Source organism: Sphingomonas phyllosphaerae, from assembly GCF_029623345.1.
Taxonomy (GTDB): Bacteria; Pseudomonadota; Alphaproteobacteria; order Sphingomonadales; family Sphingomonadaceae; genus Sphingomonas; species Sphingomonas phyllosphaerae_C.
This window is the reverse complement of the sequence record NZ_JAPYKH010000001.1, coordinates 269309-295108: the sequence shown is the minus strand read 5'-3', so window position 1 is coordinate 295108 and position 25800 is coordinate 269309. Positions and strand designations below refer to the sequence as shown.

General features: G+C 69.0%; 24 protein-coding genes. 9 read left to right on the top strand and 15 right to left on the bottom strand.

Annotation, left to right across the window (positions count from 1 at the left end):
• The first annotated feature begins 77 nt into the window (after positions 1-77).
• Entirely contained in the window at positions 78-1268 is a 1191-nt protein-coding gene (locus tag QBJ89_RS01320) for a glycosyltransferase family 39 protein (RefSeq protein WP_277978730.1), read from the top strand.
• A 65-nt stretch (positions 1269-1333) separates the two neighbouring features.
• Here QBJ89_RS01320 and leuB read toward each other — a convergent pair whose 3' ends face one another.
• Together leuB and recO are read right to left on the bottom strand one after the other, a co-directional pair.
• The gene (leuB, locus tag QBJ89_RS01315; RefSeq protein ID WP_277978729.1) at positions 1334-2386 is read right to left on the bottom strand and encodes a 3-isopropylmalate dehydrogenase; all 1053 of its coding nucleotides are present in this window, start codon (positions 2384-2386) and stop codon (positions 1334-1336) included.
• A 28-nt stretch (positions 2387-2414) separates the two neighbouring features.
• Positions 2415-3146 (bottom strand): DNA repair protein RecO, encoded by a 732-nt coding sequence (gene recO, locus QBJ89_RS01310; protein WP_277978728.1) that lies wholly within the window; start codon positions 3144-3146, stop codon positions 2415-2417.
• Between the two features lie 262 nt (positions 3147-3408).
• Between recO and QBJ89_RS01305 the strand changes: the two genes are divergently transcribed.
• On the top strand, positions 3409-5166 hold the full coding sequence (locus QBJ89_RS01305; protein WP_277978727.1) for a methyl-accepting chemotaxis protein: 1758 nt from the start codon (positions 3409-3411) through the stop codon (positions 5164-5166).
• A 10-nt stretch (positions 5167-5176) separates the two neighbouring features.
• Here QBJ89_RS01305 and uvrC read toward each other — a convergent pair whose 3' ends face one another.
• The 7 genes from uvrC to QBJ89_RS01270 all read right to left on the bottom strand — a co-directional run bounded on the left by uvrC (position 5177) and on the right by QBJ89_RS01270 (position 12091).
• Entirely contained in the window at positions 5177-7096 is a 1920-nt protein-coding gene (uvrC, locus tag QBJ89_RS01300; protein ID WP_277978726.1) for an excinuclease ABC subunit UvrC, read from the bottom strand.
• A 199-nt stretch (positions 7097-7295) separates the two neighbouring features.
• Positions 7296-9113, bottom strand: a complete 1818-nt coding sequence (locus QBJ89_RS01295) for a DUF885 domain-containing protein (RefSeq protein WP_277978725.1) — start codon at positions 9111-9113, stop codon at positions 7296-7298.
• Positions 9114-9503: 390 nt separating this feature from the next.
• Positions 9504-10121: a hypothetical protein gene (locus QBJ89_RS01290; RefSeq protein WP_277978724.1), complete on the bottom strand. Its 618-nt coding sequence runs from the start codon at positions 10119-10121 to the stop codon at positions 9504-9506.
• A complete protein-coding gene (locus QBJ89_RS01285; protein WP_277978723.1) occupies positions 10114-10608 on the bottom strand; it encodes an ATPase in 495 nt (164 codons plus the stop codon). The genes QBJ89_RS01290 and QBJ89_RS01285 overlap by 8 nt, the downstream gene beginning before the upstream one ends.
• Positions 10609-10671: 63 nt before the next feature.
• Entirely contained in the window at positions 10672-10899 is a 228-nt protein-coding gene (locus QBJ89_RS01280; protein ID WP_019515901.1) for a F0F1 ATP synthase subunit C, read from the bottom strand.
• A gap of 42 nt (positions 10900-10941) precedes the next feature.
• Positions 10942-11730, bottom strand: coding sequence for a F0F1 ATP synthase subunit A (locus QBJ89_RS01275; RefSeq protein WP_132909269.1), 789 nt, complete (start codon positions 11728-11730; stop codon positions 10942-10944).
• Positions 11731-11758: 28 nt separating this feature from the next.
• Entirely contained in the window at positions 11759-12091 is a 333-nt protein-coding gene (locus QBJ89_RS01270) for an AtpZ/AtpI family protein (RefSeq protein WP_277978861.1), read from the bottom strand.
• 379 nt (positions 12092-12470) lie between these two features.
• Between QBJ89_RS01270 and QBJ89_RS01265 the strand changes: the two genes are divergently transcribed.
• Entirely contained in the window at positions 12471-13175 is a 705-nt protein-coding gene (locus tag QBJ89_RS01265) for a PEPxxWA-CTERM sorting domain-containing protein (protein WP_277978722.1), read from the top strand.
• 10 nt (positions 13176-13185) lie between these two features.
• A complete protein-coding gene (locus tag QBJ89_RS01260; protein WP_277978721.1) occupies positions 13186-13965 on the top strand; it encodes a sterol desaturase family protein in 780 nt (259 codons plus the stop codon).
• Between the two features lie 13 nt (positions 13966-13978).
• Here QBJ89_RS01260 and QBJ89_RS01255 read toward each other — a convergent pair whose 3' ends face one another.
• From QBJ89_RS01255 to QBJ89_RS01245, 3 genes are read right to left on the bottom strand one after another with little or no spacing between them, the layout of a single operon-like run.
• Complete coding sequence (locus QBJ89_RS01255) at positions 13979-14359, bottom strand: YdbL family protein (RefSeq protein WP_431522489.1); 381 nt, start codon at positions 14357-14359, stop codon at positions 13979-13981.
• A 5-nt stretch (positions 14360-14364) separates the two neighbouring features.
• Entirely contained in the window at positions 14365-14553 is a 189-nt protein-coding gene (locus tag QBJ89_RS01250; protein WP_132909268.1) for a YnbE family lipoprotein, read from the bottom strand.
• A gap of 8 nt (positions 14554-14561) precedes the next feature.
• Positions 14562-17660, bottom strand: coding sequence for a YdbH domain-containing protein (locus QBJ89_RS01245; RefSeq protein ID WP_277978719.1), 3099 nt, complete (start codon positions 17658-17660; stop codon positions 14562-14564).
• Between the two features lie 98 nt (positions 17661-17758).
• Here QBJ89_RS01245 and radC point away from each other — a divergent pair, with 98 nt between their 5' ends.
• A complete protein-coding gene (gene radC, locus QBJ89_RS01240; RefSeq protein ID WP_277978718.1) occupies positions 17759-18445 on the top strand; it encodes a RadC family protein in 687 nt (228 codons plus the stop codon).
• Between the two features lie 82 nt (positions 18446-18527).
• Positions 18528-19841 (top strand): adenylosuccinate lyase, encoded by a 1314-nt coding sequence (gene purB / locus QBJ89_RS01235; protein ID WP_277978717.1) that lies wholly within the window; start codon positions 18528-18530, stop codon positions 19839-19841.
• Between the two features lie 283 nt (positions 19842-20124).
• Here the strand turns inward: purB and QBJ89_RS01230 are convergent, their stop codons facing one another.
• Positions 20125-20613, bottom strand: a complete 489-nt coding sequence (locus QBJ89_RS01230; RefSeq protein WP_277978716.1) for a bactofilin family protein — start codon at positions 20611-20613, stop codon at positions 20125-20127.
• Between the two features lie 2 nt (positions 20614-20615).
• On the bottom strand, positions 20616-21650 hold the full coding sequence (locus tag QBJ89_RS01225; protein ID WP_277978715.1) for a M23 family metallopeptidase: 1035 nt from the start codon (positions 21648-21650) through the stop codon (positions 20616-20618).
• Between the two features lie 236 nt (positions 21651-21886).
• Between QBJ89_RS01225 and mobA the strand changes: the two genes are divergently transcribed.
• Positions 21887-22474, top strand: coding sequence for a molybdenum cofactor guanylyltransferase (gene mobA, locus QBJ89_RS01220; RefSeq protein WP_277978714.1), 588 nt, complete (start codon positions 21887-21889; stop codon positions 22472-22474).
• Positions 22475-22484: 10 nt separating this feature from the next.
• Here the strand turns inward: mobA and QBJ89_RS01215 are convergent, their stop codons facing one another.
• Positions 22485-23207 (bottom strand): FadR/GntR family transcriptional regulator, encoded by a 723-nt coding sequence (locus QBJ89_RS01215; RefSeq protein ID WP_277978713.1) that lies wholly within the window; start codon positions 23205-23207, stop codon positions 22485-22487.
• A 237-nt stretch (positions 23208-23444) separates the two neighbouring features.
• Here QBJ89_RS01215 and QBJ89_RS01210 point away from each other — a divergent pair, with 237 nt between their 5' ends.
• Complete coding sequence (locus QBJ89_RS01210; RefSeq protein ID WP_277978712.1) at positions 23445-24587, top strand: endo-1,4-beta-xylanase; 1143 nt, start codon at positions 23445-23447, stop codon at positions 24585-24587.
• The gene (locus QBJ89_RS01205) at positions 24584-25498 is read left to right on the top strand and encodes a family 43 glycosylhydrolase (protein WP_277978711.1); all 915 of its coding nucleotides are present in this window, start codon (positions 24584-24586) and stop codon (positions 25496-25498) included. The genes QBJ89_RS01210 and QBJ89_RS01205 overlap by 4 nt, the downstream gene beginning before the upstream one ends.
• Positions 25499-25800: the final 302 nt, after the last annotated feature.

Sequence of the window (25800 nt, the reverse complement as noted above, 5' to 3'; positions counted from 1 at the left end):
GCGCAGGAGCACGAATGGTAAAGTTGATGGCCGCACGCGACAGGACGGTGACAGCGCCTCGACCCTGGTTACTCACGTTGGCGATTGCGCTCGCCGCCGAGCTGCTGTTCCTGTTCCGCGTCACCGTGCCCGACAAGCCGGTGTTCGACGAGGTCCATTATCTGCCCGCCGCGCGCGCGCTGCGCGATCTCAGCGGCCCCGCCAATATCGAGCACCCGCTGCTCGCCAAGGAGCTGATCGCGCTGGGGATGCGGCTATTCGGCGACGGGCCGCTGGGCTGGCGCGCGATGTCGACGGCGGCGGGCAGCGCGACGGTCGCGGGGGTGTTCGCGCTGACCTGGCTGCTGACCGGGCGCACCCGCGCCGCGTTGACCGGCGCGCTACTCGCGGTGCTGGGCTTCACCGTCTATGTCCAGGCGCGGATCGCGATGCTGGACACGTTCATGCTCGCTTTCCTGCTGTGGGGAATCGTGCTGCTCACCGCCACGATCCGCGACGGCAGCGTCGCGCGCTGGTCCGCCGGCGCGGCGCTGCTGGGGCTCGCCACCGCCTGCAAATGGGTCGCTGCGCCGTACGTGGCCGCGGCGGCGGTGACCTTCGTGCTGTTGAAGCGCGAGCGGCCCGCGCGCTGGCCGGGGCTCGGTGCGGTGCGCGCGCTGGCGCTGCTGGTCGGGGTGTCGGTGGCGGTGTATTTCCTTACCTTCGTTCCCGCCTTCTTCTACGCCAACGAGCCAATGACGGTCGCGCGATTGCTGCCGTTCCAATGGGAAATGTACCTGCGCCAGACGCAGAAGCTGCCGCACCACACCTATCAGTCGGACTGGTGGACCTGGCCGCTGCTGATCCGCCCGATCTGGTATCTGTACGAGCCCGTCGACGGCGCGCAACGCGGCATCATCCTGCTCGGCAACCCCGCGGTGATGTGGGGCGGGCTCGCAGCGGTCGCGGCCTGCTACGGCGGCTGGGTGAAGCACGGGTCGGCGCGGCTGCTCGCGCCGGCCGTGCTGTGGACCTTCGCGGTCGGTATCTTCGCGGTGATCCCCAAATCGCTCGGGTTCTATTACTATTACTATCCGGCCAGCGTCTTCCTCAGCGTCGCGCTCGCGGTGGCGCTGGACCATTGGCGCGCGCCGCTGGGGTGGTGGGACGAAGTGTATCTGCTGCTGGCGCTCGCGCTGACGCTCTACTTCCTGCCGGTGCTCACCGCCGCCCCGCTGGCGCATGCCGCGGCGTTCCATCGCTGGACGTGGTTCGCCAGCTGGGTGTGAGCGAGAAGTTTGGTCGGAGGCGGTAGCCCTTCACTTCTCCCCCTGACGGGAAAAAGTGAAAGGGCTCACAGCTCCACGAGCACCGCGTCGCCCATCTCTACCGTGGTCGCCTCGCCGCCCATGTCCGTAGTGCGCAGGCCACGCGCCAGCACAGCTGCCACCGCCGCCTCGACGCGGTCCGCCGCCGCGTCCTGCGCCAGCGAGTGGCGCAGCAGCATCGCCGCGGACAGGATCGCGGCGCACGGATTGGCCTTGCCCTGCCCCGCGATGTCGGGCGCCGAGCCGTGGATCGGCTCGTACAGTCCCTTGCCCGCGCCATCGAGCGCGGCCGAGGGCAGCATGCCGATCGAGCCGACGCACATGCTCGCCTGGTCGGAGAGGATGTCGCCGAACAGATTGCCCGTCACGATCGTGTCGAACGCGCCCGGGTTGCGCACCAGCTGCATCGCGGCATTGTCGACGTACATGTGCGTCAGCTCGACCTGCGGATAGTCCGCTGCCACCTCGATCACGACGTCGCGCCACAGCTGCGAGGTCTCGAGCACGTTGGCCTTGTCGACCGAGCAGAGCTTGCCGCGCCGCTTCGCCGCGGTTTCGAAGCCGACGCGCGCGATGCGGCGCACCTCGTCCTCGTCGTAGCGCATCAGGTCGTGACCCTCGCGTTTGCCCTCCGCTGTGGTGCCGCGCCCCTTGGCGCCGAAATAGACGTCGCCGTTGAGCTCGCGCACGATCACCAGGTCGATCGCACGCGCCACCTCGGGCTTGAGCGTCGAGGCGTCCTCCAGGCCGGGGAAGATCCGCGCCGGGCGCAGGTTGGCGAAGGTGCCGAGATGCTTGCGGATGCCGAGGATCGCCTGCTCGGGACGCAGCGCACGCTCGAGCGAGTCGAACGCCGGGTCGCCCACCGCGCCGAACAGCACCGCCGCGGCGCGATCGGCCAGCGCCAACGTCTCGAGCGGCAGCGGGTGGCCAGTGGCGCGATAGGCGGCGCCGCCGACGGGCGCCTCCTCGAAGCGGAGGCCGAGGTCGAGCGCCTCGAGCACGCGGCGCGCCTCGCGCGTCACTTCGGGGCCGATGCCGTCGCCGGGCAGGATCGCGATCAGGGTGGAGTCGGTCATGCCGCACCGCATGGCGCGGCGCGCGCGCTCACGCAACCGCCCGCGCGAGCCGCGCCACCAGCCGTTCGCGTGCGGCGAGCAGGTCGCGACGGCGGTCGACCAGCACGTCGCGCGCGAGGAAATGCCCGGTGAGCGTCAGCGCGCCGAGCACCTCGTCCCAGGTGGCCGCGCCGCCCGAGAGCAGGAACGGTGGTAGCGCGAGCAGCCGCGTCTCGTAGCCGATCGCGCCGGCACGGCTCACCGCGGCGCCGCTGCGCGGGCTGACATACGCCAGATCGTCGCGCGTGCCGGTGACGGTACAACCGCTCAGGTCCAGCCCGAAACCGAGCTCGGCGAGCAGCAGCAGCTCGTAACGCGCAACGCTGCCGGCCCAACCATGCGCGCTCGGCGCCGCCTCGATCGCGTCGAACACCGCGGCGAGCGCGTCGTGCAGACGTGGATAGGGCTGCGCCTCGGGCAGGGCGCCAGCGGTAAGCGCGCACAGCCACTCGATCGCAGCGGCGGGCAGCGGCTGGGCGAACAGCGGCGCGCGGCTGTGCACCAGCTCGACGGTGAGCGCCGCGAGCTGCTCGTCGCTGCGCCCGCGCCAGTCACCGCGCACGACATTGCCCGGCTGGAGCAAGGGCCGCAGCCGACGCGAGTGCCCGCCGCGGACATAGCCCGGGCGCACCCCGTCGTCCCGGGTGAAGCCGCGCACGACCGCGCCGTGCTCGCCATGCGCGCGGGCGGAGAGGATCAAAGCGTCGGCGGCGAGGTGCATCGGTCCATTCATAGCGGTGCGAGCGGGCATGCGCATCCGCTCGGAGGACGCCCACCAACGTGCTCCTTCGCACCGCGCTGGCCAGTGTCTGGGCCGAGATGCGCGATGAACCGCCATGCGGCACCTCGCGCCGATCGGGCGCGAGTTGGCGGGCACAGGCGAGCGGCGATCTCCCGACCCGCAGCGGCGACTCGGCGAACCGGGCGACTTGTCCTGATCGCGGCCGGCGTGCTGGAAACGAGCCATCAACGAGGCTCGAGAGATGCAGATCAAATGCAAGTGTCAGATCGGCGCGGCGCTCACTGTAGCCGCCCTGCTCCTGGGTACCATCGCGACCGACATCATGATCGACCGCATTCGCGTGGGAGGTCCGATCGATCGCGTAGGGCAGCAGATCGACGATTTCGATGCGGCGATCATGCCACCACCCGCAACGCTGATCGAGGCCCACCTCGCCGCCTTGTTGCTATGCCAATATCCCGCAACACTACCCGTTCGCCGGCGCGAACTGGTCGCGCTCGAACGTGCCTTCGAGGACAGTGTCGGGCACTGGCGGAAGAGCGACGTGGACCCCGCGCTACTCGCCGGTCTGGACCGCGTGGCGCGTCCCGCCGATGCGTATTGGCGCGAACTGGACAGCACCTTCATCCCTGCGATCGGACGCGGCGACCTGCGCACCGCCGACGCCAGTTACGCTCGCCTCTCCGCCCTCTATGCGGAACATCGCACGGCGCTGGACACGCTGGTGCGCGCGGCCACGACGGCGCGCGTCAAGCTCGGCATCGCAGCGAGCAGTCAGGTCAAAGCGACCTTGGCGCTGCTGCTGACCATGGCGGCGGTGCTGATGCTGGTGGTGGGGGCAGGACTGCTGCTGCTGTTCCGCCACGTGCTCGCACCCATCCTCGCGACCGCGGCCGCGATTCGACAGATGGCGGCGGGCCAGCTCACCGTCGCGCTGGCAGGCGGCGACCGGTCCGACGAGATCGGCGAGATGGTTCACGCGCTGCAAGGCTTCCGCGATCTGGTAATAGAGCGGCGCACCGCGACAAGCGCGCAGGAGATGGTCGTCCACCGGCTCGCCGGCGCGCTCGACAATCTGGCACGGCGCCGGATGACCGAGCGGCTCGGCGACTTGTTGCCCGCCGGCTACGAGGCAATCGCACACTCCTATGACACCGCGGTCGAGCAGCTGAGCCGTGCGCTCACCGAGGTGAGCGAGACCGGCGAGATGGTCCGTGCCGGCGCGGTCGAGATCCGGCTCGCGTCCGACCATATGGCACAGCGCACCGAGCAGCAGGCCGCCAGCCTGGGCGAGACCGCCAGCGCGATGCACGAGATCACGACGGCGGTGCGCAACACCGCGGTAGGCGCCGGAAGCGCTCGCCAGACCGCGCAGGTGATGCGTGCCGAAGCGGAGGAGTCTGGGCAAATCGTCGAGTCTGCCGCCGCGGCGATGGACTCGATCCGCCACAGCTCCGCCGAGATCAGCGAGATCATCGCGGTGATCGACGGTATCGCCTTCCAGACCAACCTGCTCGCTCTTAATGCGGGAGTGGAGGCGGCGCGCGCGGGTGAGTCTGGCAGAGGCTTCGCGGTCGTCGCCGCGGAGGTGCGCGCGCTCGCGCAGCGCTCCGCGGAGGCGGCGAAGGACGTCAAGGCGCGCATCACCGCCTCTGGCGAGGAAGTGGAGCGCGGCGCCCAGCTGGTGGTCAGCGCCGCCGGATCGCTGAAGCGAATCACGGAACGAGTCAGCGAGATCAACCAGCTGATCGTCGAGATCGCGCACTCGGCCGAGCAGGAAGCGTCGCGACTTCAGCGGGTCAATACGGCGGTGGCCGAGATCGACAGCGTCACACAGCAGAATGCCGCGATGGCGGAGCAGGCCACCGCCGCCGCGCGCGGGCTCGCCGATCAGGCCGACCTGCTCGCCGGCGAGATAGCGCAGTTCGAGTTGGTCGAGGCCATGTCGCCGGCACCGCGGCGTGAGCGTCCATCGCGCGCGCTGATCCCGGTGGAGTGACCGCCGAGCCTTAGCGCGCGTGATAGAAGTCGTAGACCTGCTGCGCCACCGCCGCGCTCACGCCCGGCGCCTTGCGCAGGTCCTCCAGGCTGGCGTTGCGCACCGCGCGGCCGGTGCCGAAGTGCATCAGCAGCGCCTTCTTGCGCGCCGGGCCGATACCGGGAACTTCGTCGAGCGGGCTTGCGCCGATCGCCTTCGCACGTTTGGCGCGGTGCGCGCCGATGGCGAATCGGTGGACCTCGTCGCGTAACCGCTGAAGGTAGAAGAGCAAAGGCGAGTTCACCGGCAGCGTCAGCTCGCGACCGTCCATCAGGTGGAACACCTCGCGTCCCTCGCGGCCGTGGTGCGGCCCCTTGGCGACGCCGACAAGGCACACGTCCTCGATCCCGAGATCCTCCAGCACCGCCTTGGCGGCGTTAAGCTGGCCGCGACCGCCGTCGAGCAGTACCAGGTCCGGCCACGTCTCGCCATCGCGATCGGAATTCTCCTCCAGCGCGCGCGAGAAACGGCGCTGGAGTACCTCGCGCATCATCGCATAATCGTCGTCGGTGGCGGCCTGCTTGATGTTGAACTTGCGATAATGACCCTTGCGGAACCCTTCGGGCCCCGCGACCACCATCGCGCCAAGCGCATTGGTGCCCTGGATGTGGCTGTTGTCATAGACCTCGATCCGGTCGGGTGACTCGCCCAGCTCGAACAGTTCGGCGAGCTCGCGATGCAGACGCGCCTGGGTCGTGCTCTCGGCGAGGCGACGCTCCAGCGCCTCCTGGGCGTTGCGGCTGGCCTGGTCGAGCAGCCGCTTGCGGACGCCGCGCTGGGGCACGGTCAGCTCCACCTTGCGCCCCGTCTGCTCGGACAGCGCCTGCGTCAACAGCTCGGCCTCGGGCAGCACGCGATCGATGAGGATGGTGCGCGCGGGCGGCACCTCCTCATAGAATTGCATCATGAACTGGGTGAGCACCTCGTCCTCGGGTACGTCGGCGGTGTGCGCGGGGAAAAAGCTGCGATGGCCCCAGTTCTGGCCGCCGCGGATGAAGAAGGCCTCGATCCCGATCAGTCCCTCGTGGCTGGCGAGCGCGAAGATGTCGGCATCGCCCACCCCCTCCGCGTTGATGAACTGCGTGCCCTGAATGAACGTCAGCGCCTTGAGCCGGTCGCGCAGTACCGCGGCGAGCTCGAAGTCCATGTTCTCCGCGGCGGCCTGCATCTGCGCGCCCAGCTTGGCCTGGACGTCGGTGGCCTTGCCGGCGAGGAACTTCTTGGCGTCGCCGACCAGATCCGCGTAGCCGACGGGGTCGATCCGACCGACGCACGGCGCCGAGCAGCGCTTGATCTGGTACAGCAGGCAGGGGCGGTCACGCGTCTTGAAGAAGCCGTCGGTGCAACTCCGCAGCAGGAAGAGCTTCTGCAACGCGTTGAGCGTATTATTGACGCTGCCCGCACTGGCGAAGGGGCCGTAGTAATCGCCCTTGGCGCGCCGCGCGCCGCGATGCTTTTGGATCCGCGGGAAGTCGTGGTCGGCGCGCAGCAGGATGAAGGGGAAGCTCTTGTCGTCGCGCAGCAGCACGTTGTACGCGGGCCGGTAGCGCTTGATCAGCTGCGCCTCGAGCAGCAGCGCTTCGGCCTCGTTATTGGTCGTCACGATCGTCATCGATCGCGTCTGCGACACCATCCGCTGCAGCCGCTTCGGCAGCCGCTCGACCTGAACGTAGTTGGCGACGCGGTTCTTCAGCGCGCGCGCCTTGCCGACGTAGAGCACGTCGCCCTTGGCGTCGTGCATGCGATAGACGCCGGGCTTGAGCGGCAGCGTCTTGAGCACGTTGCGGATCGCCGCCTCGCCCGCCTTGAGGTCGGGGGCGTCGGCACCGCGGATGGTGAAGGTGGCCTGCTCTTCGTTGAAGCGGTCGGGTGGGCCGTAACTGCCGTTCATCGCACGCGATCTAGGGGCTGGCGCGGCGCGGGACAACGGGGTGGGATCTCGTCTCGTGCTCACTGGCGTCTTCCTGAACTCGTTTCAGGATGCACCGTCCCGCACACGCCACGGCCCCAGAACAAGCGGCGCCGCAGATCCTTAAACGAGTCCAGGATGACGGGACAGAAGAGGGTGAGGGAGCGACGGCGCCGCGTCCCTACTTCCCCTTACCCTTCACCCAGTCCCCGATCTTCGCCTCGAGCACCGGCATCGGCAGCGCGCCGGTGTCGAGCACCTGCGCATGGAAGGCGCGCGCGTCGAAGCGGTCGCCTAGCTTCACCTTTGCGTCTGCCTTCAGCCGCGAGATCGTCAGCTGACCGATCTTGTAAGCCAACGCCTGTCCGGGGATCGCGATATAGCGCTCCACCTCGGCGGTCGCATCGGTGCGCGCCATCGGAGAGTGCGAGAGCATATAGTCGATCGCCTGATCGCGCGTCCAACCTTTGGTGTGGATGCCAGTGTCGACCACCAGCCGCATCGCCCGCAGCATTTCGTCGTTGAGGCCGCCCAGGCGCTGATAGGGATCGGTCTCCATCCCCAGCTCGGGCCACAACGTCTCGGCGTAGAGCGCCCAGCCCTCGACATAGGCGGTGTTGCCGCTGAAGCGCATGAAGGCCGGGAGTGACTCATTCTCCTGCGCCAGGCTGATTTGAAAATGATGCCCCGGCACCGCCTCGTGGAGGTACAACGTCTCCATTTCCCACATGTAGCGGACCGGGAGGTCATAGGTGTTGTAGTAGAACACGCCGGGCCGCGACCCGTCGGGCGTGCCCGCCTGATAGGACCCGCCCGCGTCGGTCTTCTCCTTGAACGCGGGCACGGGGCGGATCTCGAGCGTCGTTCTGGGGATCAGCGAGAATTGCTCGCGCGCGCGCGAGTCGACACGGCGGCCGATCGCTTCATAGCCGAGCCGCAATTGCTCCTTGGACGAGGGCTGGAAGCGCTTGTCTTCGCGCATAAAGGTGAAGAAATCGGCGAGGGAGCCGGTAAAGCCGACCTTGCCCTTCTGCGCCTCCATCTCACGGGTGATCCGCGTCACTTCACTGAGACCGAGCTGGTGGACTTTATCAGCGGAGAGCGGCAGCGTCGTGTTCGACTCGATCAGGTACGCATATAGCTTAGCGCCGCCCGGCATTGCCGAGAGGCCGACGCTGTCGCGTGCGACCGGCAAATACTCCTTTTCAAGGAAATCGCGCATGCGCCGCTGCGCCGGATTGATCACCTCGGTGATCTGGCGCGTGTAGGCGGCGCGGAGCCGCGCCTGGTCGGCGGCCGGGATGGCCGCTGGGAAGGACTTTACCGGGCCATACATTGGGGAGCCCTCGGCACCGCCTTCGAGCAGATGATCGAATTGCGCGATCATGTTGCGCACCACCAGCTTGGGCTGGACGACGCGCGCGCGCATGCCTTCGCGGAAACGCGCCATCGCTTGATCGAGCAACTCGGCGTAGCGTGCGTTGCGCTTCAGGTTGTTGTCATAGTCCGCGACGGTGTTGAACGGCGCCGCGCCCTGCCCCGAGGCGAGCTCGGGGTAGAAGGTCTGCAGTCCGTAGAAATGGTCGAGCGGGCGGACGATGTTGAGCGCGACGAGATCGGGCGCAAGCCCACGTAGCGTCACCGAACTCTGCTGCTGGAAGACGTCATAGGCGATCTGGTCGGTGCGGGTGAGCTTGGCGCGATCGATCCGCGCGAGCGCGGCAAGATCACCCTGCGCGGCGGCGCGCTCGGCCGCGATGTATGAGTCGGAGAAAGGATCGCCGAGCCGGTCGGCATAGCGGAGGTCCCCGCGGAACAGCGCGTTGATCGGGTTGCGCTGCAGCGATGCCTCGTCGCTCGCGGCGAACAACGCCTTGAGCTTGACGTCCTCGGCGGAGCCGGCAGGCGCGGCGGCGGCGGGAACCGCCTGCGCGAGCGCCGGCCGCGGCGCGGCGAGGCCGGTCGCGAGCAGCAGGGCGACGGCGAACGGGCGCGGCATCAGGTCACCTCGATTTGGATTGGTGGCGGGTGGATGGTCATGGCAGAGCGAGGCGCGGTGATGCACTGAAGTGCGTGCTCGCACCATCTATCTTCCGTCATCCTGAACTCGTTTCAGGATCCACGGTGCGGCGGCCCTCCCAGCTGCCGCGGCGCTCGCGGGACAGTGGAATCTGAGACGGATTTAGGATGCCGCCAGCAGGGCGACGGACGAAGCGTCCCCTGCGGGACACGGTCACTAACACGCGCTCGGCCAGCACTATAGCCGCCGTGCTCCGGCGAACGCCGGTGCACAGTATAGCGACGATGTTCTGCGTGGCTTCAAGCTCCCGCGTCCGCAGGAGCACGCGGGGGGCGGCGGCACTACCGACACGCCCCCCCCCCGCCCCGCTCAGTTGAGCCGGCCGACCCCAGCGATCGCGCGATCCACCAGCGCCTTGTCGCTCTCCGCGTCGTGGCGCTCGGCGATCAGCGCCGCCGCGGCAGCGGAAGCGGCCTCGGCGGTGCGAGCGCGCACCTCGGCGATGGCAGCGCGCTCGGCGGCGGCGATCTTGTCCTCGGCCATGCGCGCGCGGCGATCCATCAGCTGCTCGGTGTCGGCCTTGGCCTTGGCGACGATCTCGGCCGCCTCATGGTGCGCGTTCTCGCGCATCTTGGCGGCGTCGGCCTCGGCCGAGCGCGCGCGTGCGGCATATTCGTCGCGCAGCGCCTCGGCCTCGCGGCGCAGCGCGGCGGCTTCGTCGAGCTGGTGGCGGATCTCGCCGATGCGCTTGTCGAGCATCGCCGCGATCGTCTTTGGCACGCGGACGATCACCATGCCGATCAGCACCACCAAGGCGGCGATAGCGACCCAGCCGGTGTCGTTGAAGCCAAGCGCTGTCGGCGCCACGTGGTCGCCCGCGCCGCCATGCTCGGTCGACGCGGCATAGCCGCTGCCGTTGGCGAGATCGTGCGGCTCCAGCCCCTCGGAGGTGGGACCCTGGGTCGGTCGGGCGGGAGCGTTAGCCATGGTTCAGCTGCCTGCGCACCGCCTCGTTGGCGGCCTCGGTGGGGACGGTAACGCCGGCGAGGCGCTGCACCAGCTCCTGCGCCGCCTCGGTCGCGATCGTCTGGACGTTGACCATCGCCGCCGCCTTGGCGTTCGCCACCGCGACGTCGTGGTGCGCGACCCGCTCGGCGAGATCGGCGTCGGCGCTGCGGAGCTGTGCTTCGGCCGCGGCCGTGGCACGCGCCTTGGCGGCGGCCACCTCGGCCTGCGCAGCGGCGCGTGCGGCGTCCATGTCGGCGTTCCACGCCGCCTCGGTCGTGTCGGCCGCGATGCGCGCGCTCTCCGCGCTCGCGAGGTCCTGCGCGATCTTCGATTCACGCAGGTCCATCACGCCCTGCACCCTGGGCACCATCAGCTTGCCGATCCCGAAATACAGGAGACCGAAGGTGATGAGCAGCCAGAAGATCTGCGAGGCGTAGGTGGCGGCGATCTGACTGATTTGAGGCATGGTGATCCGCTATCCTTGCGGCCCCGCCCGGTGGTCGGGCGGGGCTGATCCGTCGGCGTCAGGTTACGCGACGAACACCAGGATGATCATCGTCACGAAGGCGAGCAGGCCGAGCAGCTCGGCGCCCGCGAAGCCGATGAAGAGTCGGCCCTGCTGGCCGTCGGCGGCACCCGGGTTGCGCAGCGCGCCCTCGAGGAAGGCGGCGAACACATTGCCCACGCCCAGCGCGGCAATGCCCATGCCGATCGCGGCGAGACCGGCGCCGAGCAGCTTGGCGGCATTTGCGTCCATGTCAGTAACTCCCGTTCAGAAACAAAAGGTTGGTGTGAAAACTCAATGCAGGTTGACGGCATCGTTGAGATAGACGCTCGTCAGCAGCGCGAACACATAGGCCTGGATCGCCGCGACCAGCAGCTCCAGCAGCGTGATCCCCAGCATCAGCACGAAGCTCGGCACGGTGATCAGCACCGCATAGCCCGGCCCGAGGTTGATGCCGTTGATCACGAACGCGGCGAGCACCTTGAGCAGGATGTGCCCCGCGGTCATCGCGACGAACAGTCGCAGGCCCAGCGAGAAGGGGCGCACCAGGAAGCTCATCAGCTCGACCACGAAGATCAGCGGCACCATCAGCGCGGGCGTGCCGTGCGGTACGAACAGGCTGAAGAAGTGGAAGCCGTGGCGGCCGAAGCCGACGATCAGCACGATCGAGAAGCTGATGATCGCCAGCACGCCGGTGACGGTCAGGTGGCTGGTGACGGTGAACGGGTGCCAGCCCGGCACGATGCCGACGGGCATCAGGCCGAGGATATTGGCGAAAAGGATGAACATGAACAGCGAGAAGACGTAGGGCACAAAGCGCTTGCCCTCGGGGCCGACGTTCGACGTCAGCATGTTCTGGACAAAGCCGGTGAAGCCCTCCACCGCGGCCTGCCAGCGGCCGGGGACGAGCTCGCGCTTCATGCCCCCCAGCATGAACAGCCACAGCACGACCAGCGTGATCACCATCCACAGCGCGGAGTTGGTGAACGACACGTCATAGCCGCCCACGATCCAGCGCTGACCGAGCACGGGCTCGATCAGGAACTGGTGCATCGGATCGATCTTGCCGCCTTCTGCCGCCACGTGCTGGTCCCTGCGCCTATAACATAGATCAAGCGCCCGGATCGTCCGGACGCTTGGTCGTCAACCGAATGGTCTGCCTGAACGCCACGCCGATCCCGAGGAACAGCATCACAATCAGTACCCAGGGCGTCGTGCCGAACCAGCGGTCGAGGAGCCAGCCGATCAGCGCCGAGCCGACGAGACTTCCGATGAGGGCGGCGAGCACGCGGTTGCCGAGCGCATAGCCCGCATCACCCCCGTCGCGCACAGCCCCCGTGCGAACCGCCTCGTCCCGGCGCGCCTGCCTCAACCGATCGTCGAGCGAAGTCAGGCGCGGGTCCGCCGCGTCGTGGAAATCCTGTCCGGGGCCGTTCTCCGCCACGCCGCCACCCTCGCCCTGAAGTTCGTTGACCAGGAGAGAATGCGCGCGAGCGGCGAGCAGCCCCGCCAAGGCGCCGTCCGGTTAGCCGGGGGGTCCGGGGGTGTCAACCTGTGTGGACGCCGGGTTAACGGAGGTTGCCCCGAGCGGCGCTGCGGCGGGCGCCCCCCATCTTGCGGCAGGCGACCGGCCAGCGCGACACTCATCGGCCATCTTCGATCCGAATGCGATCATTTTGTCACAAAGTGGATTGTCAGGTCAAAGCAGCGCCACATCGCATTATGCGCGAGTAGGTTCGTCCACAACGGAATGAACTCCCATCGCACCGCCTCCTCCACTTACTGCTGGCACTACGATGAGCCTGCCAATCAGGAGGATCGTCATGCGAACAGCTCTCGCACTCTCAGCACTACTCTCGATCACGGGCGTAGACACCGCCCAAGCCAGTAACCTCGTCAAGAACGGGTCCTTCGAAAACACCAACATCGAGGGGAAGGGGCGGTTTGAAGGAAATGTTGATGGCTGGAGCGGGGGCGGCAATCTGACGTATATCGCCGCCCCTGGAACAGCCGACGACGGTGAAGGAGAGATGTCCTTATACGGACCCTTCCCGAGAACTAGTCCGGACGGCGGTAAATTCGTCATCGCCGACGGAGACGGACCATATCGCGACGCCATCTGGCAGACGATCGCGGGCCTGACGATCGGAGCCGTCTACGAACTTAACTTCTTCCAAGCCGCTGGTCAGTGGGCAGGTCGCCCGTATGCGGCCGATACGACCGAGAGATGGCAGGTATCGTTCGGTGATGAGACGAGGCAGTCGGACTCGTACAACCTGCCTTTCACCGGCGTCGGAGCGTGGCAGCTGCAGAAAATGAGGTTCACTGCGACCTCCACCTCGCAGGTCCTCGCCTTCCTCGCAGACGGCACCCCGTCCGGCGCGCCGCCCATGTCGCTGCTGGACGGCGTCTCCTTGTCCGCCGTGCCGGAGCCCTCGACTTGGGCGATGATGGTTGGCGGCCTCGCAGCGGTCGGCGGGGCGATGCGCGCTCGCCGGCGCAATCGACGCGCCGCCGCGCTCGTCTGACGTCGGCGTGGTGAGCACCGTGATCACCGAGCAAGCGATGCATCTGTGCGTCTGGCTGGCGGTGCTCGCTGCCATTTTCGTGCCGCTGGAGCGCCAAGGCCCGATCCAGCGGCACACCGGACCGCGCCCGCAACTGCTCCTCGACCTGGCATTGTACTTCGCTGGTGGCTTCGTGCCGGCGCTGATCCTGGCCGCCCCGCTGGCCGCGCTAACGACGCTCGCGAGCCGATATCTGCCGCCCGGCTACCTCGCCGCGGTGAGCGGCCTATCCTTCTGGACGCGGATAACGTCCGCCTTCCTCATCGCCGAAGTCGGCTTCTATTGGGGACACCGCTGGTCGCATGAGTGGCCATGGCTGTGGCACTATCACGGGCTTCACCATCAACCCGAACGACTGGACTGGCTGGTTAACAGCCGCACCCATCCGATCGACATGATCTTCACGCGCCTGTGCGGGCTGGTGCCAATCCATCTGCTCGGCCTGGCGAGTGCGAAGTGGGATCGCGGTGGCGCCATTGCCGCCGCCGTTGTCGCGCTCTCGACATGGTGGGGCTTCTTTCTCCACGCCAACGTCCGCTGGCGCTTCGGCTGGCTGGAGCAGCTCGTCGCCACCCCCGCGTTCCATCACTGGCATCACGTTGCCGACACGCCGCTCAACCGCAACTTCGCCTCTACCCTGCCCGCGATCGACCGGCTGTTCGGCACCTTGCACCTGCCCGCGCGGGACTGGCCCGAACGCTACGGCATCGGCGCATCCCCGCCGCGCGAAGCGGCGACCGACGAGCTTTAGCCGGCCACCACCCTCACACGCAGCGCGAGTCGCGCTGCGGTGCGCCAGCGCCGCGCGTCTGCCAACTGCCGTCCGGCGCCTTGTACTTCTCGCCCGGCTGGGTCTGCGCGATCAGGTTGCAGCCGCTGGTGAAGGCGAGCTGCTCCACCGTCGCGCCGCTGGCCTGCGCCTTCTGCGTGTACGCTGCCTTGCGCTGGATGTTGATGTTGCTCACCAGCGCGCGCAGCTCGGCGCTGCCGCCGCCGACCACGCCGAGATAGCCGTCGGGCTGCTCGCCGACCTGGCCCGCCGCGCGCGCCGCGGCATAAGCCGGATCGCGCTGCGCCAGCGCGGCGGTGGAGAGGCCGGCGAGCATCACCGCACCGGCGAGCGTCAATAAGGCCTTCATCGTCATCACCTTCAGAAAATCCCCGGGTTCTGCTGGATCAATGTCTTCGCCTCATTGTCGAGGCGATACACCACTTCCTGCGTCACGTTGATGTTGAGGTTGATCTGGATCGGCTTGTCGGGGGCGGAGATGTTCACGCACCCCGCGGTGGCCGCAACCAGCGTCGCCGTCGTCATCGCGGTCAAGATCGGGAGGCGCATCGGGTTCGTCAATCCTTCTTAGGTTTTGCCACGGGGGCGCTTGCGGAAGGCTGAACGGCGCCGTCGCGGCGGTTCTGCTCCTCGATCAGCGCCTGGAGGTTGCGCTTCACCAAGCGCTGCGGATCGTAGAAGCTCGCCGCGGAGTCGATGAGCCCGCGGAACGGCGCGCGAATGGTGATGTTGAAACGGATGGGCAGCCGGGTCAGCCGGCGCAGCAGGAAGTTGCTCTTCGCCCCCTGCCCCTGCCGGATCCCGGCGAAGCGCACGCCCGTGACCATCTCGCCCGCGAGCGGCCCGTTCATCTCCACCGCCAGGTCGCGATAGGTCAGCGAGCGCAGCGATTGAAAGGCGAGATTGCCCCAGAAACCGAGGTCCTTCTCGGTCAATTCGCCGAGATAGGCGATGCTGCCCCCGCCCGCGCGCGCGACCAGCCGCCCGTCCTCAATCCGGCCACCGCTCGCGTCGAACAGCATCGGCAGCACGCCGTCGAACGAGCCGGTCGCGCTCAGATTCTTGAAGTCGAACTGCTGCAGGAACTTGCCCGCGTCCATCTGGTCGACTCGGAAGGTCAGCCGGCGCGATTGATCGGTGCCGAAATCGAGCAGAGTCGGCTCCAGCGTCAGCGTTCCGCCCGCGAATGGCCAGCGTCCCTCGGCGACGCGGACGCGCGTGTTCGGCAGCGTCTGGTAGACGATCCTGCCGTCGGTTACCGGCACGCCCGGATTGATCGAGCGCACCGTCGCGACCTGGTCGGGCGCGCTCTCCAGTGCGAGCAGGTCGGTGAAGCGGATCGTTCCCGTCACGCCCTCGACCGGGCCGAAGGCAGCGGCGAGATCGGTGCCGGGCGTGGTGAAGCTGCCGGTGCTGGTCACGCCGTCCGGGCTCCAGGCGATGTCGCCCGTGCCGCTGACGGTGCCGCGCACGTCGGCGATCACCCCGAACGTGAGCCGCGTCAGCTTCTCGGGCTGGAGCTTATCGCCGAACGTGATTCCCGAAACCGCGAGATGCGCGCGGCCGGTGCCGGCGGCGAGCCGGTGCGCGATCGTCACGTCGGCGACCCTGGTGCCCGTGCTCGGCTCGTGGAGCGTGCCCGCCGCGGCGATGGCGCCGTCGCGCAGGGTGAGCGTCACGTCACGCGCGGCGAGCGGCTCGAAACGTGCCGGTGTCGCCTGGTCGGCGACGGTGAGCGCGCCATCGAGCGCGAGTGCGCCGCCGGCGAAGCGCCATTGCCCAGAGGCGGCGCTCATCACCAGCGGCACGTTGGCGATCGCGCCGCCCGCCCCGGTGAAACGCCCCTTCACGCCGGCACCACCCACCGTACCTTCGAGCCGCATGGCGTCGATACGGGTCAGGCGGTCCAGCGGGCCGATCAGCGCGGCGACGTCGCTCAGCGCGAAAACGCGCTCGGCGAGGTGCAGCCGCGCGTCCGACGCAGTGAGCCGCAGCGGCGTGCCGCCCAGCGCGCCGCGCAGCGCCAGCGCGTCGATTCGCATCCCGCCGCTCACTTGCCCGTCCGCCACTCGGACCAGCGCGCCGTCGATCGGGCAGAGCGTCAGCGCGCTGCGGTCGAGGGTCAGGCTCGACACGGCGAAGTGGTCGACGCGCAGCGGAACACAGCCGGGCGCGAGGGTCAGCGCACCGTGACGGCCGAGCCGCGCGTCGAGTGGCAGGCTGAGTCGATCGACGCGTCCGCCGGGAAACGGCCCCGACACCGTCGCGCTGGTGCGCAGCCGGACGCCGTCACGCGTGGGCGAGAAGGTAAGCGGGGTGAGGTCCAGCACGGCGCCGTTCCGGGCGTAGCGCGCGATCGTCGCGGTCCCGCCGACCGCCGCGCCCGCTGCGGCCTGCGTCAGCCGCGCCTCAATCGCGGGCAACCCACCACCGCCGAGCGTCAGTCCGCCGCCGAATCGCGGCCCCGCGGGATGACCGAACACGATCTCGCCGCCGTCGAACGACGCGCGTGCGCCGGTCGCCGCGACGATCTCCGCGCGGTCGACCGCCAGGAGCGTCGTCGCGCCGCTCGCCAGCGCCAGATCGGCGTTCACGCGCATCCGTCGCGCCGCGGCGTCGAGGTCGTGCGCGAGCGCGACGCCGAGCGGCGCCAGCGGCGTGCTGACCGCCGCGTCGCGCACGGCCCGCAGCCGCGCCCGCTCGCCCGGCGCGAGCGCCACCGCCTCGGCGTCGAGCCGGCCGGCGACCGTCGCGCCACGCTCGGCGAGTCGCCACGTGCCAGAGAAGCGGGTCGCGCCGCCGCTCGCCGCCGCCGCGTGCAGCCGCGCCGCCATGAGGGCCAGCGTGCCGCTGCTGCGCCGCGCGTCGCCGGCAAAGGTGATCGTCCCACCCAGCCCGTTGAGCCGGCCCGCCGGCGCCGTCACCCCCGCTGCGCTCAACCGCGCGCTGCCGCGCCAGCGGTCAAGCCCGGGCGACAGCGCGGCGTCGAGCGTGACCGCCGGCGCAATCAGCTGCGCGCCCGCACAGTCTAGCGCCGCGGCGCTGACCGGCCCGACGAGCCGCGGCGCTTTCTCGACAACGCGCACCGCCACGCGCGCGTCGAGCGCGCGCAGCGCGCAACCGCCCCTGTCGAGACGCGGTGCGGCGGCAAGCAGGCGGCCGCTGAACCCGTCATCGAGCCGTCCGCGCCCGCTCAACCGCAGTGCCACGTCGCCTAGCGACGTCGCCAGCGCGACTCGTGCATCGGCGACGGCGAGGTCGATCGCGGGCAGCGCGAAGCCGCCGCCCGTGCCCGCCGGCAGCAGCCGGTCGATCGCGCCGAGCGACAGCTTACCATCGGCCAGTCGCGCCGACAGGCGGACGTGCCCCGCGCGCACACCGACCAGCTTCGCGCCGGCGAGACCGATGTCGGTCTCGGTCTCGACCCAGTCGGCGACGAGATCGGGCGCGCGCGGATTGCCGATCACCACGCCGGTCAGCCGCTGGCGGCCGAAACCCAGGTCCTCGATGGCGTAGCGGCCGGCGACTCCGCGCCGCGCCAGCTCGCGGTCGATCACGTGAGTCGCGATCGGCACGCGCGACAGCCACAGGGTCGCGCCCCCGGCGAGCGCCAGCCCGGAGACCGCGATCAGGGCGCGACGACGCGCGCTGGTCACCTCGGATCTCCGTCGCGCGCCATTCGATCGCCAGCATAGGCCGCCGCGACCGCCGCGCGCAATTGCGCACGATCGCGCGCTCGCCTAGGCGCCCCGCGATGGTCGACGAAGAGACCGCGAGCGACGTTCTGGGCCACCGCGGGCGGCTGCGCGAGCGGCTGCTCCTCGATCCGGAAGGGCTGCACGATTATGAACTGATCGAATATCTGCTCGGCATCTCGCTCCGACGTGTCGATACCAAGCCGATCGCCAAGGATCTGCTGCGTCGGTTCGGCAGCCTCAACGCGCTGATGGAAGCGGACGCCACGGCGCTGATGCGTGTGGAAGGGCTCGGCGAGGTGAGCGTCGCCGCGCTGCGCATCGCGCGTGCGACCGCGATCCGACTGCTGCGTGAGCGCGCCACCGCCGCGCCGATCCTGTCGAACTGGCAGGCGCTGGCGGACTATCTTCATGCCGATATGGCGCACGACAGCATCGAACGGTTCCGTGTGCTGCACCTCAACACGCGCAACATGATCATCCGCGACGAGGTGATGGCGCAGGGCACGATCGACCAGGCCGCGGTGCACGTGCGCGAGGTGATCAAGCGCGCGCTCGACACTGGCGCGGCGGCGCTGATCCTCGTCCACAACCATCCGTCGGGCGATCCGTCGCCGAGCCGCGCCGACATCGACATCACGCGCGCGATCGTCGCCGCGGCCCGGCCGCTCGGTATCTCGGTCCACGACCATGTCATCGTCGGGGGATCGGGGCAGCTGAGCCTGCGCGCGAAGGGGCTGATCTGAGCGACCGCCGCGCCATTTGCCCCTGGCGCCGCGCGCTGCTACCCGCCCGCGCAACCTCCCGCCTCGCTCCAGGACCGCGCGCATGATCCCCCGCTATTCCCGCCCCGAGATGACCGCGATCTGGACACCCGAGGCGCGCTACGCGATCTGGTTCGAGATCGAGGCGCATGCCACCGAGAAGCTCGCCGAGCTCGGCGTCGTGCCGCAGAGCGCCGCCGACGCGCTCTGGGCGTGGTGGGCGACCAAGCCCGCGATCGACGTCGCCGCGATCGACGCGATCGAGGCGGTGACCAAGCACGACGTCATCGCCTTCCTGACCTGGGTGGCGGAGCAGGTGGGCGACGAAGCACGCTTCATGCACCAGGGCATGACTTCGTCCGACGTGCTCGACACCACGCTGGCGGTGCAGCTCGCCCGCGCCGCCGACCTGCTGCTCGCCGACCTGGACCGGCTGCTGGCGGTGATCGAACGGCGCGCGCGAGAGCACAAGCTGACGCCGACGATCGGGCGCAGCCACGGCATCCACGCCGAGCCGGTCACCTTCGGGCTCAAGCTGGCGCAGGCCTATGCCGAGTTCGACCGCTGCAAGACCCGGCTGATCGCGGCGCGCGCGGACATCGCGACCTGCGCGATCTCGGGCGCGGTCGGCACCTTCGCCAACATCGACCCGCGCGTGGAAGAGCATGTCGCCGCCGCGCTCGGCCTCGCGGTCGAGCCGGTGTCGACCCAGGTGATCCCGCGCGACCGCCACGCCATGTTCTTCGCGACGCTGGGCGTGATCGCCGGCTCGATCGAGCGCGTCGCCACCGAAGTACGCCACCTACAGCGCACCGAGGTGCTCGAGGCGGAGGAATATTTCTCGCCCGGACAGAAGGGTTCGTCGGCGATGCCGCACAAGCGCAACCCGGTGCTCACCGAGAACCTGACCGGCTTGGCGCGCATGGTGCGCGGCTACGTCACGCCCGCGCTGGAGAATGTGGCGCTGTGGCACGAGCGCGATATCTCGCACTCGTCGGTGGAGCGCTACATCGGGCCGGACGCGACGATCACGCTCGACTTCGCGTTGGCGCGGCTGACCGCGGTGGTCGACAAGCTGCTCGTCTACCCGGAGCGCATGCAGAAGAACCTCGACCGGATGGGCGGGCTGGTCCACTCGCAGCGCGTGCTGCTCGCGCTGACCCAGGCGGGGGTGAGCCGCGAGGACGCCTATCGGCTGGTGCAGCGCAACGCGATGAGGGTGTGGGAGTCGGACGGCGCGCTGTCGCTCCAGGAGTTGCTCAAGGGCGATCCCGAGGTGACCGCGGCGCTCTCCGCGGCCGAGATCGACGACAAGTTCGACCTGGGCTACCACCTCAAGCACGTCGACACGATCTTCGCGCGCGTCTTCGGCGCCTAGCCGCGTGCAACGCCACGGCGGTGAAATGGGCCGACAGTGGCGCCCGTCGTCCGGCTCCACCCCAAACGCCAAAAGTTACCCGCCTATGGAAAGCTCTGCGACGCTACCTCGTATCCCGGGCTAGATCCGGGATCGATCGTGCCGCGTACGCCCAGGTCGTTGTTTTGCGGCACCATGAATCCCGGATCAAGTCCGGGATGACGGCGCGGCGTGACCCGTTCGGTATGTCAGAGCGTCATATGCGATTGCCCCGCCCTCGCCCGGCATGATCGTACATGCTCGCTCAGTCGAGGTAGCGTTCTTCCTCCTCGATCTCATCGACGTAATCCTGTTCCGGCGCGGTGAGCTCGGGCGGCACCACGATCGTGCTCTGCGCCGAGAAACGTCCCTCGACCTGCGCGCCGTTCTCGACCGCCAACGTGCCGTAGCGACAGTCGCCGAAGATGCGCGCGCTGCGCTCGATCACGAGATTGTCGGCGTTGATGCTGCCCTCGACCTGACCGGCAATTCGCGCGGCCTTGGCGACGATATTGCCGCGGATCACGCTCTCCGCGCCCTGGACCAGCGCGGCGCATTCCAGATCGCCGTCGATCCGGCCATCGATATGGATGTCCACCGTCGCCGCGACATTGCCCGTAACGACGACGTCGCCGCCGATCAGCGAGAACGGCGTATGCTTGGCGCCGGTCGCGGGCGCGGGCGGCACCAGCGCGGCGGCGCGCGTGGGTGGCGGCGGAGGAGGCGGCGCGTGCCGGCTTCCAAACATCGACATGATCATCTTCCTTTTGTGTCGCCGAAGGCGAGGAACGGCTGCGGATTCACCGCGGTACCGTGGAGGCGCACCTCGAAATGGACGTGGGTGCCGGTGGATCGGCCTGTCGAGCCCATGCGCGCGATGCGCTGTCCGCGCGCCACCTGCTCGCCCAGGGTGACGTCGGCGCCGGAGAGATGGCCGTAGCGCGATGCGATGCCGTTGCCGTGATCGATTTCAACGAGCCGGCCATAGCCCGCGCGCTCGCCGACGAAGCTGACCCGCCCCGCCGCCGCGGCGTAGATCGGCTCGCCGTAGCGGCCGCGAAAGTCGAGCCCGGCATGGAAGGTCGCGCGGCCGGAAAAGGGATCGGCGCGCACCCCGAAGCTGCTGGTCTGGCTCGAGTCGTGCGTTGGGCGACCGGAGGGCACGGCCGCGGCCCCCTGTCCGACCGCGGCCCAGTGCACCACCGCGTTCGCGAGCGTCTCCAGCGCGGCGGGCGCGGCGGTGCCGTCGTCGGGCCAGGGGATCAGCGGCCCTCCCTCCGCGCGCCGTCCTCTCGCGGCAAGGCGCTCCGCGTCGAGCCCGAGCCGGTGCAGCGCTGCGGCCCGCCGCTCGCGATCGGCGTCGAACGCCTTGCCAAGCCCGTACGCGAGCGCCTGCTGCGCCGCGTCGAGCGCACTCAGCACATTATCGCCCTCGCGTACCGGCGGCTCCAACCCGTGATGGACTACCGGCTGCCCTAGCTTGGAGGCGACGAGCTGCTCGATCAATCGCTGGCGCCGGAGCAGCTCGGCGATTGCTGCCGTGTCACGCGGCGTGGCGCGAGACGAAGCGGCACTCGACGGGCGCACGACAGGCGGTGGTGGCGTCACTACCGCGACGCGCGGCTCGGCGCGATCGGGGGTAGGCGCGGGTCCCCGCAGGCTCCACACTAGCGCGGTGAGCGTTCCACCGCCCCAGATCAGCAGCACCAGCGCGCCCGCGGCCACGGCCCGCAGCTGCGTCCGCCGCGTGATCCGGATGAAGCGGACGCGCCCGTCGGAGCGAAGGAACAACTCGCGGTCGACGAAAGTCTGTCGCGACCATGCCGCGATCGCCCGCCACGAGCCGTTCTGCGACAAAAGACGCCATCCCGCCGTTGATCCCGCGACGCGCCTAACAACCGGTCCCGCGATAAGCCAATCCGTCCCGCGCCCTTCTCACCAGAACGGGCCAGCCGCCGGCGCTCGACTTCACGAGAACTACGCCCGATTCAGCCTGTTACTCGTCGACGGCGCGCGGGAACTCTCCCGTGGTTGACGAATCGAACACGCTTTCCTTCGCGGCTATGGGGCGCGACAAGCGCGGCATGATCAAGATCCTCGGTGCCGTCCTCGCCGGCGGCCAAGCGCGGCGGTTCGGCAGTGACAAAGCGCTCGCATCGCTCGACGGCACCGCGCTGCTCGACCACGCGCTGGCGAGCCTGGCGCCGTACGTCGCCGCGCTGGTGGTGGTTGGGCGCGTATCGGCACCCGTGCCCGTCGTGCCTGATCGGCCGCACCCCGGCCTAGGCCCGCTCGGCGGCATCGCGGGTGCGCTGGCGCACGCCGCGACGAACGGCTTCGATGCGGTACTGACCACCGCCTGCGACACGCCCGCGCTGCCCGAGTCGCTCATCACCGCGCTCCGCGCCAGCGCGGCTGCGCATGCCGCGGAAGCGCCCACCGTTGGCTATTGGCCAGTGACGCTAGCCGAGCCGCTCGCACTGCATCTCGCCGCCGGCGGCGAGCGCTCGATCCGACGCTGGGCGGCGGGGGTCGGTGTGATCGCGGTGTGCCCCGGCGTCACGCTGGCCAACGTCAACACGCTGGACGACCTGGCGCGGCTCGCGCGCTGCTGAGCCACACCACTCAGCGCGCCGCGGCGACCTCGCGCTCCTTGGCCTCGACCTGGTCGATCAGCGTGAGCACGTTCACGATGAGGACGCGCATCGCCGCACGCGCCGCCTCGGCGTCGCGCGCCAGGATCGCGTCGCGCACCGCAGTATGTTCGGCGATGCTCGCCGACCGGCCCGAGATCCGGTTGGTGAAGCGGATCGAGGTGCGCAGCGCCGTCTCGACGATGTCGCGCAGCCGCGTGAAGAACGGGTTGTTCGAGGCGCGCAGCACCGCGACGTGGAAAGCGAGGTCGGCGTCGAGCGTGTCGTCCTCCCCACGCTCGGCGGCGCGCATCCGCTCCAGCCCGGCGCTGATCGCCGCCTGCTGCTCAGCCGTGGCGCGCTGTGCCGCCAGCGCCGCGCCCTCGGGCTCCATCGCGATGCGCAGCTCGTTGAACTGGCGCAGCAGCTCGATCGAAAGCTTGCGCTCGAGCAGCCAGCGCAGCACGTCGGGATCGAACAGGTTCCACGCGTCCTGCGGGCGGACGAACGTGCCCTGTTTCGGGCGTGCGCCGAGCAGTCCCTTCGCCGCCAGCATCTTGACCGCTTCCCGCGTGACCGAGCGGCTGACGCCGTGCGCCTTGACGATCTCGGCCTCATTGGGGAAAGGTCGATCGGTATAGTCGCCGACCACGATCGCGCGCCCGAGCACCTCCTGCAGGCCGTAGGTCAGGTTGCGACCGAGTTCATGCTGCACTGGCGGAGCCCCGTAGCTGACGCGGGCACCGATCGGCCCAACGGGCGACACTAGCCGACCTGATCGGTATCGAGAAGATTAATCATGCAGGTGATGGCGCGACCCAGGACACCCATCCGTCCCCCCGTAAGGCTTTCATATGATTACACCGCTTTTCTCCGTGTTGGCGCACGGCTAGATTGCGGATTGACCATGCAACGCCTTATTCCTGCGTGACAAAATACGAGAGGAGACGAGATGATCCGCCACCTGCTGTTCGCCGGCACCGTAGCCGTCGGCGCCCTGACCGGGTTGGCGGGAGCGCTGGCCGCCGACGCGCGCGCAATGTGGTCGAAGGACGAGGCGAACCGCTGGTACGGCGATCAGCCATGGCTGGTCGGCGCCAATTACACCAACCGCTCCGCCATCAATCAGTTCGAGATGTGGCAAGCCGACACGTTCAACCCGCAGCAGATCGACCAGGAGCTCGGCTGGGCGCAGGCGATGGGGATGAACGTCATGCGCGTCTATCTCCACAACATGCTGTGGGAGAATGACGCCGCCGGGCTCAAGCGACGTATGGGTCAGTTCCTCGACATCGCCGAGCGTCATCACATCCGCGTCATGTTCGTGCTGTTCGACAGCTGCTGGGATCCCGACCCGGTTGCCGGGCCGCAGCGCCCGCCGATCCCGGGCGTGCACAATTCCGGCTGGATGCAGGCGCCCGGGGCCGCACGGCTCTCCGACGCCAGCCAGTACGGCAAGTTCGAGGCCTATGTGAAGGATGTCGTCGGCACCTTCGCGCGCGACAAACGCATCGTCGCGTGGGACGTGTGGAACGAGCCCAACAACTCGGGCGGCGGCAACTACAAGCCGACCCCGCGCAAGACCGAGCTGGTCGCCGGGCTGCTCGGCCGGGTGTTCGACTGGGCGCGCAGCGTGGATCCGACCCAGCCGCTCACCAGCGGGCTGTGGATCGGCGAGAGCTGGGACCGGCAGGACACGCTCGACGCAGTCGAGAAGATCCAGGTCGCGCAGTCCGACGTGATGAGCTTCCACGACTACAATTGGCCGGAGCAGTGGGAGAAGCGTGCGCGCCAGATGGCGAGCTACGGCCGCCCCGTGCTGTGCAGCGAATATATGGCGCGCGGCAACGGTTCGACCTTCGACGGCTCGCTGCCGATCGGGAAGAAACTCAAGGTGGCGATGTTCAACTGGGGCTTCGTCGACGGCAAGACCCAGACCCGCATGCCGTGGGACAGCTGGAAGAAGCCGTACACGTATGAGGAGCCGACCGTGTGGTTCCACGAGGTGCTGCGCGCCGATGGTACGCCCTATCGCGCGGCCGAGGTCGCGTTGATCAAGCGGCTGACCAGCGAGGCCGACGGCGCGCCGCAGTGAGGTGTCGTGCGTCGCTCGCGCTCGCCGCCGCGCTGCTCGCCGGTTGCGCGACGCCGACGCACAACCCGCTGTTCGCGGGCGCCGACCCGGCGGTGCTCGTGGAGCAGGGCACGGTGCGGCTGCTGCCGACCGGCGGAGGCGACACGCTGCGCGGCTGGGTGCGCGAGCGCGGCCGCTGGCGTGCCGGACCGCCGCTGATCGCCTTGTCCGATATCCGCTGGGCGCCCGACGGCGCGCCGCGCCACTTCCTTTGGGCGCCCGACATGCTGGCGGCCAACGGACGCTATTACCTCTATTACTCGATCGGGCCGCAGGATCCGACGCCGAGCCGCATCGGCGTCGCCACCGCGGTCAGCCCCGACGGTCCCTTCGTCGATTCGGGGCGGCCGCTGCTCACCGGTGGCGCGGGCTTCGAGGCGATCGATCCGGCGGTGTTCGCCGACCCGCGCGACGGCCGCACCTATCTGTTCGCGGGCGGCAGCGCAGGCGCGCACCTGCGCATGTTCGAGCTTGCGCCCGACCGCGTCTCGATCGCGCGCGAGCTGCCCGTGACGCAACCGCCCGGCTTCACCGAGGGCGCCTATCTGCACGAGCGAGGCGGCACCTATTATCTGTCGTACAGCCACGGCCGCTACGATCATGGCGACTATTCGATCCACTATGAGACGGCGCCGAGCGTGGCCGGACCATGGACGTATCGCGGTCGGCTGCTCGCCAGCGATTCACGCTACAAAGGGCCCGGTCACCACAGCTTCTTCCGCGATCCGGCGGATGGGCGCTGGAAGATCGCCTACCATCGCTGGGAGCATGTCAGCGGCGACGGTCCCTATCGCGGCGAGCGCCAGGTCGCGATCGAGACGATCCGCTATCTGCCCGACGGCCGCATCGCCCCGATCCGGATGACGCCTTGAAGTTCGCGAGGACTTCTCAGATCCTCTTCGGCACGGGCAGGGGACCATGCGCAGCATGGTAGAGGAGGTCCATCACGAGCGCTGCCCCACGAGGAGAAGCCCCTCCACCACCGGCCGGTGGCCGGCGGTCCCCCTCCCCGTGAGCGGAGAGGAGCTTAGGCGTCGCGCCACCTTTCTCCCGCCGCGACGTTAGGTCCGCGACGGCATCCACTTGCCATTACCGGTAACCGGACATATTGTCCGCTTACAACGACTCGCCGACCGTCCGTGGAAGCTCTCCGCGGGCGGTCTGCTGCTGCTGG

Excerpts from the sequence above, each read along its gene's own strand:
- purB (WP_277978717.1), top strand. The coding sequence starts at position 18,528 with ATGATCCCCCGCTATTCCCGCCCCGAGATGACCGCGATCTGGACACCC.
- QBJ89_RS01230 (WP_277978716.1), bottom strand. The coding sequence starts at position 20,613 with ATGTCGATGTTTGGAAGCCGGCACGCGCCGCCTCCTCCGCCGCCACCC.
- QBJ89_RS01290 (WP_277978724.1), bottom strand. The coding sequence starts at position 10,121 with ATGGCTAACGCTCCCGCCCGACCGACCCAGGGTCCCACCTCCGAGGGG.
- recO (WP_277978728.1), bottom strand. The coding sequence starts at position 3,146 with ATGCACCTCGCCGCCGACGCTTTGATCCTCTCCGCCCGCGCGCATGGC.
- QBJ89_RS01295 (WP_277978725.1), bottom strand. The coding sequence starts at position 9,113 with ATGCCGCGCCCGTTCGCCGTCGCCCTGCTGCTCGCGACCGGCCTCGCC.
- QBJ89_RS01265 (WP_277978722.1), top strand. The coding sequence starts at position 12,471 with ATGCGAACAGCTCTCGCACTCTCAGCACTACTCTCGATCACGGGCGTA.
- uvrC (WP_277978726.1), bottom strand. The coding sequence starts at position 7,096 with ATGAACGGCAGTTACGGCCCACCCGACCGCTTCAACGAAGAGCAGGCC.
- QBJ89_RS01305 (WP_277978727.1), top strand. The coding sequence starts at position 3,409 with ATGCAGATCAAATGCAAGTGTCAGATCGGCGCGGCGCTCACTGTAGCC.
- radC (WP_277978718.1), top strand. The coding sequence starts at position 17,759 with ATGGTCGACGAAGAGACCGCGAGCGACGTTCTGGGCCACCGCGGGCGG.
- QBJ89_RS01210 (WP_277978712.1), top strand. The coding sequence starts at position 23,445 with ATGATCCGCCACCTGCTGTTCGCCGGCACCGTAGCCGTCGGCGCCCTG.
- QBJ89_RS01285 (WP_277978723.1), bottom strand. The coding sequence starts at position 10,608 with ATGCCTCAAATCAGTCAGATCGCCGCCACCTACGCCTCGCAGATCTTC.
- QBJ89_RS01280 (WP_019515901.1), bottom strand. The coding sequence starts at position 10,899 with ATGGACGCAAATGCCGCCAAGCTGCTCGGCGCCGGTCTCGCCGCGATC.
- QBJ89_RS01250 (WP_132909268.1), bottom strand. The coding sequence starts at position 14,553 with ATGCGCCTCCCGATCTTGACCGCGATGACGACGGCGACGCTGGTTGCG.
- leuB (WP_277978729.1), bottom strand. The coding sequence starts at position 2,386 with ATGACCGACTCCACCCTGATCGCGATCCTGCCCGGCGACGGCATCGGC.
- QBJ89_RS01255 (WP_431522489.1), bottom strand. The coding sequence starts at position 14,359 with ATGACGATGAAGGCCTTATTGACGCTCGCCGGTGCGGTGATGCTCGCC.